This window comes from Flavobacterium ajazii (assembly GCF_010614725.1).
GTDB classification, from domain to species: Bacteria; Bacteroidota; Bacteroidia; order Flavobacteriales; family Flavobacteriaceae; genus Flavobacterium; species Flavobacterium ajazii.
On the sequence record NZ_JAAEHL010000010.1, the window covers coordinates 229239 to 239434 of the forward strand.

Consider the following 10196-nt stretch of genomic DNA (forward strand, 5'->3'; position numbering starts at 1 on the left):
ATAACCATATTTTTTGGTATGCAGTTCCATCATAATCCAAAAGCACCTATGAAGAAAGAATCATTCTAATGCTTTGTAAGAAAAAATAAATAAATTTGAAGAATAACAAATCAATATTCAAACGCAACCAACTTTACCAAAAACATTAATCACATATATGCAAAGTTTCTGGAAATACTTCAAAGCACAATCTTCAAAAACATTAGATACCATCTTACCCTCTAAGCACATTTTAATTAAAATTAGTACAGTCGATAATTACTGTATTAATGATTGGGAAAACTGGAAAGAAATATATCCGGAAATAGATTTACTTTTAAGCCTGAATAAATATAAAAATCAAACTTTTATAAGAACCTTCCAATCTTTCGAACATGAAAATAAATGGTTGGGATTTGGCCGTATGAAATGGAATCTTGAAAATAATATTAAATGGACAGAAAAACACAAAACACAAAAACAATTAAACTTTTATAATACCGAAATTTGGTGTCCCGATTGGAATCATTACGAAAAAACAGGAACCTATCCGGATGTTTATATTAATGCTTTTCAATTCCCTGATGAAACAGGCTTACTGTTTGCAATAAAAAAAACATTTTATAATAAAAATAAGGAAGTAATTGATACCATACTATCAAATGTAGGCTCTAAAATCCCAAACTCTTCATTGAAATCTACAGAACGATTTTGGAAAAAAAGTTATAAAAATGATATATCAGACTTGAATCATCACGATCTAAAAGAACTCTTTTTCAAAGCTTGAAAAAATAAAAATTGAGTAAAATTTTTACTATAGATATAATTATTTCGTAATTAAAAATGAATGATTATGAACACAGCAATTCAGGAATATAACAATTCACAAAACAGTCCGGACAAAGAAATCTGTAATCAACTGTCCGAAATCATCCATAAAAATCTGTCAGATGCCGAAAACAAAATCTGGCATGCACATCCGGTCTGGTTTCTGGATGGAAATCCAATTGTGGGGTACAGCAAATTAAAAGGCAGTGTACGCCTGTTGTTCTGGAGCGGTCAGTCGTTTGATGAAGAGCTGCTTTCGAATGAAGGTTCTTTTAAAGCAGCTGAATTTCGCTATACAAATGCTGAACAGATCAATCCTGAAGATATAAACCGTTGGCTGCAGAAGGCAAGAGAAATTCAGTGGGATTATAAAAATATTGTGAAACGTAAAGGAGTTTTGATTCGTTTAAAATAGATTTCAATTGCAATTGCAATGTCAATTACAATGTCAATTACAATGTCAATTACAATGTCAATTACAATGTCAATTACAATGTCAATTACAATGTCAAAAAATAAATAACTAATCTTACCCAAAATGAATACACTAATTGTTTACTGCCATCCGAGTAAAAAATCCTATACGTTTCAGGTTTTTGAACGTCTGAAAGCTGTGTTGCAGAAACAAAACCTTAATTTTGAAGTTTCAGATTTGTACGAAATGAATTTTCAGAGCGACATGTCTGAAACCGAATATGAAAGAGAAGGTTTTATCAAAACAGAGCTTCCAATTCCGCAGGATGTTTTAGCTGAACATGCCAAGATTGAAAGAGCCGACTGCATTATTTTTCTGTATCCTGTCTGGTGGAGCGATTGCCCGGCAAAGCTAAAAGGATGGTTTGACAGGGTGTATTCAGTAGGATATGCGTACGGACAAAACGACTTGTTTCCTAAAATGAAAACCCTGAAATTAGGACTTATAATTTGCACAGCCGGTCATCCGAATGCTTTTTTAAATGAAACTGGAATTGCACAAAGCATGCAAAACATTATGCTGAATGATCGCCTCGGAAAACGCTTCGAACAAAAAGAAATGCTTATACTTGGCGGAACTTTAGAACTAGAAAAAGTGATCGGCCATCATATGCAGCAAATTGAAGAAATTATTACAAAAATTAAAGAGCTTTCTTAAAAATCCTAATCAACTACTACGCAACCATTTAGCAAAACATATATCTGTTAAATAAACTAACCTAAAATTTTAACCGATGAAAAACTTTATTTTACTATTGATTTTTGCTGCCCTTACTTCCTGCAGTAATGATGGTAATGATGTATCTTCTAAAAATAATCTAAAAGGAAAATGGAATTGGATTATTACCTCCGGAGGTTTTGGTGGATCATTAACTCCTGAAAAGCTGAATCAAACAATGATTATTGAATTCTCCGGCACTACTTTAAAAACTTACATAAATGGCAATCTGTCCAAAACCCAAAAGTTTTCTATTCAAATGAAACCATCAATTTTTGGCGGCAAACGAAAAATAATTGTAATCGATAAAGGGAATTCAGATACCGCTGAGGCTTTCATTGATCAGTCTTTTGAAATTATTGACAAAAAACTCTATTTAAGACAAGAGTGCGTTGATTGCTCTACATCTGAATATGAGCGCATAAAATAGTCTTTCTCAGGTCTTATAAATGATAAAAGTCTGACTTAGCCCTGATGGCAGTGGTATACTTTTGTGGCAGGGTTTGCCACAAAAGATTTAACGGACAGCAGGACAAAGGGCTCTGATGAAAATGAATGTTTCTGCTTCTTGACTTCATCATACAAATTGTCCGAATTGATGCTAAAGTTGTCCTTTTACGCCCCTAACCTATTGAATTTTAAGCTTTAAATTTGCGTAATAACTATTTAAAACACACAAAATGAATGCATCAGATTTTACTACATTAATACAGGTTGACCAGTCGCCCTCAGCCGTTTTTAAAGCTTTAACAAACGTTCGGGGCTGGTGGTCGGAAGAAATTGAAGGCAATTCGGCAAAACTGAATGATGAATTTTACTATCATTACGAAGATATCCACCGCTGCAAAGTTAGATTGGCAGAAGTAATTCCGAACCAGAAAATCGTCTGGCTGGTGGAGGAAAACTATTTTAAATTTACAGAAGACGAAACCGAATGGACAGGTACAAAACCAACTTTTGAAATTACGGAGAAAGACGGTAAAACTGAACTCAGGTTTACGCACGTTGGTCTGATTCCTGATTATGAATGCTTTGACATTTGCAGGGATGCCTGGACCAATTATATTCAGAACAGTCTAAAAAAGCTGATTACAACAGGCAAAGGCGAACCGAATGCAAGCGGGAAACCCCGGACAGAAAATGAGAGAAAACTGAGTGCCGGTGAATAATTTCTTTTCTTTAAAAGATACTAAAAAGCTATTTTCGAACAATACTTCCCTATATTTGTTTATGATAAAACAGCTCATTTTTCTGACTTTTAACTGTAATTAAATTTTAACTTAATGAAAATTTGTGCCGCACAAACAATTCCAATTAAAGGAAACATTCCACAAAACATTGAAAAACACAAAAGCCTTATTAAAATTGCAGTATCCAGTCAGGCTGACATGATTATTTTCCCTGAGCTTTCATTAACAGGCTATGAACCAGAATTAGCTAATAGCTTATCAATAGCTGACTTAAATGATGAAAGTCTAAATGACTTTCAAGTTATTAGTGATAACAATAAAATAATTATTGGTGTTGGAATTCCTTTTAAAACCGATAAAGGAATTTACATAAGTATGATCATCTTTCAGCCAAACAATAAAAGACAAATTTATTCAAAGCAATATTTGCATTCAGGAGAAGAACACTATTTCACCGCTGGAGAGAATATTCTTCCTTTGGTTAAAAATGACGATAAAATTGCAATTGCAATATGTTATGAAACTTCAATTCCGGAACATGCCGAAAAAGCTTTTAAAAATGGAGCAAACATCTATATTGCCAGTGTTTTAAACTCCGTTGAAAGTGTAGACAAAGACATCAAAAGAATATCAGAAACGGCAAAGAAATACAATATGTATGCATTGATGTCAAACTTTGCAGGTGAATCCGGCGGATATGAATGTGCAGGTAAGACTTCTGTATGGAACAAACAAGGAGCATTAATTGGACAATTGAACAACAAAAATGAAGGTCTAATTATTATAGACACCAAAAGCGAGGAGATAATTGAAAGATATCTATAACAAAACGATGATTACAATTGTCGAAATATTCAGGTTATAAAATTAACTTTGCAGTCTATAAAACTAAAAACGTTAAAATACAGCACCATGGATATTTTGGAATTAATGAAAAAAAGATACTCTGCGAAAAAGTACAACGCTGATAAGGCTATTCCGCAAGAAAAAATTGAAGCTTTGAAAGAGGTTTTATACCTGAGTCCTTCTTCTATAAATATTCAGCCATGGAAATTTACATTTGTGCAAAATCCGGAAGTTAAAGCACAATTAGCCGAAGTTTCGATGCATAATAAGGAAAAAGTAAATCAGGCACAGCTTGTAGTTGTGTTTAGCGTTGCTGATGATCTGGATGCTTTTCAGCAAATAGTCGATACCGAATTACCGGAAGCCCGCAGAAACTGGTACAATCAGATTAAGGCAAGTAAGCCTGAAGCTGATATAAAAACATGGTTGTCACAGCAAGTGTATATTGCTCTGGGGGTTGGTTTAACAGCCAGTATTGCATTAGGTCTGGATTCTACCGCTATGGAAGGTATCGAATCTGACAAATACAAGGAAATCCTTAATATGTCGGCTTTTAAACCATTATTTGCCATGGCGGTGGGTTATGGTGCCGAAGATGATTTTAACCGAATTGAAATAATGCCAAAATCGAGAAGATTACTGGACAGTGTGATTGAGAGTATTTAGTTTCTTAAGTGGCTGAAATTCCCAATGTAATCCTGAGCGGAGTCGAAGGCTATATGAATACAAAGGGGCTTCGACTCCGCTCAGCCTGACAACTCAATAATATGATTTTTTTTATATTTGATTAAAATCTAACCAACAAAACCACACTCGTTAATGACCACCGACATCATAGAATTAAACAATTTTATCGTCCTGATTGAGCATTCGAATGCAGAGAAAACCTTTATTCAGAAATGTGAGATTGACGGAGATGCGGTTGGTTTTGCTTTTTATGGCTCTGGCAATGTAGAGTTAGAAATCAAACATAATAATCAGACAAAATATTTAACGAATACAACCGGGCTGGCGATTTCTTTTTTTGGCAATCAAAAAGTAGAATTTGCCCATAAAATTGCTCCCGACAAACCGCTGCAGTCCATTAGTATTTTTACGAAACTTAAAAACCTGCATACCCTCTCACAAGTCGAAAAAGAAATCTTCGAAAAACAGCTGCCTGAGTTATTAAATCCAAAGGAGCATTTTGTAAAAGGCCCTACCTTCTTTATGACGCTCGACATGCAGCTTGCCGTTCAGAAGATTTTTAATACTACCTACTCCGGTAATACAAGGCTGTTATTTTTAAAAAGCCAGGTCAACGAATTACTGTCACATTATTTTGCCCTTTTGTCTGATGATAAAAAGTAGAACTGACCGAAAAAGACAAAGAGAAACTTTTTCAGGCAAAAGATATCGTAAGTACTCAGTATTCTAAACCTCCTACTATTTCAGAATTGTCAAAGCTCATCGGACTTAACAGTACCAAATTAAAAAAGAATTTCAAAGAGCTATTTGGGATTCCGATTTACAAATACATTCACGAAGAACGGTTAAACAAGGCTTATGAACTGCTTTCACAAAGCGAAAAAACTGTTCAGGAAGCGGCCTGGGAAGTAGGCTACGAAAGCCTGAGTTCGTTTTCTAATGCTTTTCAGAAAAAGTTTGGTTCAAGACCCAACGAAGTAAAAAAACAATTCCTTTCAAACAAATCTTAATTCTTTTCCGACAAATGATTTGATTATGATCCGTGCAACTTTGCAGTATCATTAATCAAAAATCATATAAAAATGGAAAATCAGAAAATTTTAGTCCTTGGCGGAAACGGAAAAACCGGCCGCAGGGTAACGAAACTGTTAAAAGAAACAAACAACGCCGAAGTTTATATCGGTTCCAGAAACGGCATCCCCCCTTTTTACTGGGAAAATCCGGAAACATGGTCTGAAGTAATTGAGGGCATTGATACGGTTTATATCACTTTTCAGCCCGATTTGGCCATTCCGTCAGCGCCCGAAACCATTCAGAAATTTACAACGCTGGCCACTCAGAAAGGCGTTCAGAAGATAGTACTTCTTTCTGGAAGAGGTGAAAAAGAAGCACAGGTTTGCGAAGAAATTGTAAAATCGACCGCAAAAAACTGGACGATTGTAAGAGCCAGCTGGTTCAGTCAGAATTTTAGCGAAAGTATCTTTTTAGAACCTATCCTGGCAGGTTACGTAGCCATAGCATGCGCCGAAACACCGGAACCTTTTACCGATGCCGATGATATTGCGGCTGTGGTAACCGAAGCACTTTTAAACGATAAACACAACGGAAAAACATACGATCTTACCGGTCCAAGATTGTTCAGCTTTAAAGAGGCCATTACAGAAATAGCCCGAATCACAGAAAGGGAAATTCAGTTTCAGTCGCTTTCTGTAAACGAATACATCGGTATGCTTCGTGAATATCAGGTTCCGGAAGATGAACTTTGGCTGGTAAATTATCTTTTCACTGAAGTTTTGGATGGCCGAAATTCCAGCATCACCAATGATATAGAAAAAGTTCTGGGCCGAAAAGCCAAAGATTTCACCAACTACGTAAAAGAAACAGCACAAACAGGTATCTGGGATGCTCCTAAACTGGTAGCAGCACCATGAATTATCCAAGAGCCCTATTGGCAGGCGTTATTGCATGGCTTTGTGTTGTGATGACTTTTTACGTTCTGGAACACATTCCGTTTTTTAAGGAATCAGAAACTGTGCAGGCTTTCATTGCTGCATTTACGATTATTTTCTATGCCTGGTCTGCTGCCTGGTTTTATTACAAAAAAGCAGCAAAAAAATCGGGTTTAAAAGCCGGAATCGTCATCACGGGTACCGCACTGCTTCTGGATCTTTTGGTAACCGTTCCGTTTATTGAAATCCCAAAGGGAAACGGTTATCAGACCTTTTTCAGCAATCCTTTGTTGTGGATTCTGGCAGTTATCAATGTATTCACGGTGTATGTATATTTAAAGCGAAATACCTCCGTGAGCCAAAACTAACAAGTCTCATTTTTACACCAATCCGATTTGCGACAAGCAGGTCGGATTTTTTTATGGCATGCCCCGCAGAAAAAGCGGGTCGGGCTATTCGCTAAATTCCCGATTAACAAAAACTACGGCAAAAAAGCCTTGTTTTTCTAAATCGGGAGATACCGCTGCTATCCCTCATGCGGCTTTAGGTTTCATAATAAACTTTGCTTTACAATTCAGAAACATTTCAAAATTCAATTCCTATCCTGAAACATTTCATCAAAACAAACAGAAAATTCCTATATTTAATTTTATTTTAATTTAAAAAAATGAACTGGTCATCCAAATTAATCCTTCATAAAAAAGAGCTTCGAATAGCTGTCTATTTTGAAAAAAACACAAAATTAATTGAACGTATCAAACAATTTGAAGGCGCAAAATGGAGCCAAACCTTAAAAGTCTGGCATTTACCGGACAATGAGCAGAATCGCATTCATTTTAAAATACCGGCAGCATACTTATCATTACCATCAGAAGAAGGAATTTTAGCTATTCAAAAATTTACTGAATGGCTTACTTCCCGACGATACAGTCCAAATACAGTTAAAACATATACAGAAGCCTTAAAATCCTTTCTGGTATTTCATCGGGAACTTCCGGTTTCAGAAATTACAAATAACCATATTATAAGATACAACAACGATTATATTTTAAAAAATAATCTTTCGGCTTCCTATCAAAATCAAATCATCAACGCCCTAAAATTATTTTTTAAAATTATTGAATCCAGAAAAATAATCCCCGAAGAAATTTTTCGTCCTAAAAATGCCAAAACTTTACCCAACATTTTGAGTAAAGAAGAAGTATTGCAAATTATAGATTCTACTACCAACCTAAAACATAAAACATTACTTGCATTAATCTATTCTGCCGGACTTCGAATCAGTGAAGCCATAAATATGAAACTCACTGACATTGACAGTCAGCGTATGCTAATACACATCAAAAATGCCAAAGGAAAAAAAGACCGTTATACCTTATTATCAAATAAAATCCTGCTATTGCTGCGAGAATATTACAGCGTATACAAACCTCAGTTGTATTTATTTGAAGGTCAATTTAAAGAAAAATATAGCAGCCGAAGCGCACAGGCCGTTTTACAAATAGCAGCCCGAAAAGCCGGAATTACAAAGCGGATTAGTTTGCATACACTTCGTCACAGTTTTGCCACTCACCTATTAGAATCAGGAACCGATTTGCGTTACATTCAGGATCTATTAGGACACAGCAGTCCAAAAACCACTATGATTTATACACATGTAACAAGTAATTCTTTGCAAAAAATAACCAACCCCTTTGATGTGTAAGAAATAATTTTATTTTTGTAATGCAATAAAACGCAAAAACACAAACTAAAACATGCGCATAACATACCAATTTGGAATAAAACATGTTGAATTTATTCGCATATAAATGAGTTGGCAGAAATTTTAAACAAAATTGAGGATGAAAGCAATTAAATCATTAGTAATTTTAATTATAATCTTATTTTCATATTCTTGTGAAAAAGATGACAACAGGGAAGAATTGCCTGGAATTCCTACATCAATTTCAGGAAATGTTAAAGATTATCATCGAAATATAAATGTTAGTAATTTTGAAATAAAATTATTAAAAGTTTGGGAATGTCCGGATGGTGGAATTGGTCCAAATTATTGCTCAAAAGTAATTGCAACTACTCATTCAGATTCAAATGGAAATTACCAGTTAGATTTTAAGTACAACTTACGAAATGATGAAAGTTATCGAATTACTTTAAATGAAACTGAAGATAATAATTACTTTTACGAATTCGTATCGCCGACGGGAGAATTTTATAGAGATTATGATACGTCTAATCTTATTGAAGGACAAAATAATATTCTAAATTTAAATGCTTGGATTCCGATTAAAATAAAATTTAACCTTACAGTTTTAAATAATCATACTCCACCATTAGTTACAGGAATAAAGTATAATAATAATTATGACTTCGGAACAGAATTTACTTATAATAACTTAAATACGTTTGAAATAAAAACTAGACCAAATTCTGCAATAAATATTAAATTCTGGTATATAGAAAATTATAATACAAGCAGTCCAATTTTTCATTATGCACCAACTATTCCATATCAAACAAACGAAACTGAATTGACTGAATTGAATTATCAAATAGATTGCAATACCTTTTAAAAAACTTCTGCCAACAGTGGTTTTGCGAAATTTGGGCTTTAAGGCTTAATTTAATGTTGCTTTTGTATTTGTAAACATTATCTTAAAATCATACATTTGGGCAAACCATTCCCCAAACTTCGCAAAGCCACGGGACGTTGGCGGTAATTTTGAGACCGAAAGGACTAAATCAAACATAATTAATGAAACAAATTTCTAAATATATTTTGCTATTCTTTTTTGCGATTAATTTGAATGCGCAAAACACAGAAGTCATTAAAAATGATAGTCTCAAAAATAAATCGGTTGAGTTATTCAGAAAAATATTTTGGGAAAACTTGCCAAAATCTGTAAGTTTTACAAACGATTATGAAAATCTATATTCTGATGCGGAACAAACTAAACTTGACAGCATAATAACCAAATTTGAAAAAGAAACGACTTTTGAAATTGGAATTGTAACTATTGATACAATAAAAACTTCAAAAGAAAACTTTGACAAATTATCACTTCACATTGCGCAAACATGGGGAATTGGAAAAAAAGATAAAGACAATGGAATTTTAATTACTATATCAAAGGGCTATAGAAGAATAAGAATTGAACATGGAAACGGAATTGAAAAGATAATTACAGAGAAAGAAACTTCTGAAATAATCGAAAATTATTTTATTCCCGAATTTAGAAAAGGGGAATATTATAATGGAACTCTAAATGGATTAAATGAAATTATTAAACTTCTGAAATCAAAATTGTAAATAGAAAAAACTACCGCCAACACACGCTACAAGCGATTTGGGCAAAGGGCTTAATTTAAAAATGGTCTTGTATTTGTGAGAATTTGGTTAAGCCGAAAAATAACGCTAATTTAGTCCCAAACCGCGTGTAGCGCGAGAACGTCAAACTGTCTAAAAACCTCCCTTTTCACTTTAAATTCATTGGCTTAAAACTTGGCTAAAACCTGGATATTTCG

14 protein-coding genes are annotated in these 10196 nt (G+C 34.2%); all 14 read left to right on the plus strand.

The features are described from left to right. Positions 1-157: 157 nt before the first annotated feature. The 14 genes from GWR14_RS18170 to GWR14_RS18230 all read left to right on the plus strand — a co-directional run bounded on the left by GWR14_RS18170 (position 158) and on the right by GWR14_RS18230 (position 9981). Entirely contained in the window at positions 158-766 is a 609-nt protein-coding gene (locus GWR14_RS18170) for a hypothetical protein (protein ID WP_163410502.1), read from the plus strand. 66 nt (positions 767-832) lie between these two features. Next, on the plus strand, positions 833-1222 hold the full coding sequence (locus GWR14_RS18175) for a DUF1801 domain-containing protein (protein WP_163410503.1): 390 nt from the start codon (positions 833-835) through the stop codon (positions 1220-1222). Positions 1223-1345: 123 nt separating this feature from the next. Beyond that, complete coding sequence (locus tag GWR14_RS18180; protein WP_163410504.1) at positions 1346-1939, plus strand: NAD(P)H-dependent oxidoreductase; 594 nt, start codon at positions 1346-1348, stop codon at positions 1937-1939. Between the two features lie 76 nt (positions 1940-2015). Beyond that, positions 2016-2429 carry a hypothetical protein gene (locus GWR14_RS18185; RefSeq protein ID WP_163410505.1) on the plus strand — a complete coding sequence of 138 codons (414 nt, stop codon included), beginning with the start codon at positions 2016-2018 and terminating at the stop codon, positions 2427-2429. A gap of 250 nt (positions 2430-2679) precedes the next feature. Then, entirely contained in the window at positions 2680-3168 is a 489-nt protein-coding gene (locus tag GWR14_RS18190; protein ID WP_163410506.1) for an SRPBCC family protein, read from the plus strand. A gap of 114 nt (positions 3169-3282) precedes the next feature. Then, positions 3283-4014: a carbon-nitrogen hydrolase family protein gene (locus tag GWR14_RS18195; RefSeq protein WP_163410507.1), complete on the plus strand. Its 732-nt coding sequence runs from the start codon at positions 3283-3285 to the stop codon at positions 4012-4014. A gap of 87 nt (positions 4015-4101) precedes the next feature. After that, positions 4102-4701 (plus strand): nitroreductase family protein, encoded by a 600-nt coding sequence (locus GWR14_RS18200; protein WP_163410508.1) that lies wholly within the window; start codon positions 4102-4104, stop codon positions 4699-4701. Between the two features lie 153 nt (positions 4702-4854). After that, the gene (locus GWR14_RS23920) at positions 4855-5385 is read left to right on the plus strand and encodes a hypothetical protein (RefSeq protein ID WP_246236346.1); all 531 of its coding nucleotides are present in this window, start codon (positions 4855-4857) and stop codon (positions 5383-5385) included. Between the two features lie 86 nt (positions 5386-5471). Further along, a complete protein-coding gene (locus tag GWR14_RS23925; protein WP_246236347.1) occupies positions 5472-5732 on the plus strand; it encodes a helix-turn-helix domain-containing protein in 261 nt (86 codons plus the stop codon). A 72-nt stretch (positions 5733-5804) separates the two neighbouring features. Beyond that, positions 5805-6653, plus strand: a complete 849-nt coding sequence (locus GWR14_RS18210; RefSeq protein ID WP_163410509.1) for a Rossmann-fold NAD(P)-binding domain-containing protein — start codon at positions 5805-5807, stop codon at positions 6651-6653. Beyond that, positions 6650-7039, plus strand: coding sequence for a DUF5367 family protein (locus GWR14_RS18215; protein ID WP_163410510.1), 390 nt, complete (start codon positions 6650-6652; stop codon positions 7037-7039). The genes GWR14_RS18210 and GWR14_RS18215 overlap by 4 nt, the downstream gene beginning before the upstream one ends. Before the next feature lie 299 nt (positions 7040-7338). After that, entirely contained in the window at positions 7339-8376 is a 1038-nt protein-coding gene (locus GWR14_RS18220) for a tyrosine-type recombinase/integrase (RefSeq protein WP_163410511.1), read from the plus strand. A 139-nt stretch (positions 8377-8515) separates the two neighbouring features. Further along, complete coding sequence (locus GWR14_RS18225; RefSeq protein WP_163410512.1) at positions 8516-9244, plus strand: hypothetical protein; 729 nt, start codon at positions 8516-8518, stop codon at positions 9242-9244. A gap of 182 nt (positions 9245-9426) precedes the next feature. Further along, positions 9427-9981 carry a TPM domain-containing protein gene (locus GWR14_RS18230; RefSeq protein WP_163410513.1) on the plus strand — a complete coding sequence of 185 codons (555 nt, stop codon included), beginning with the start codon at positions 9427-9429 and terminating at the stop codon, positions 9979-9981. Positions 9982-10196: the final 215 nt, after the last annotated feature.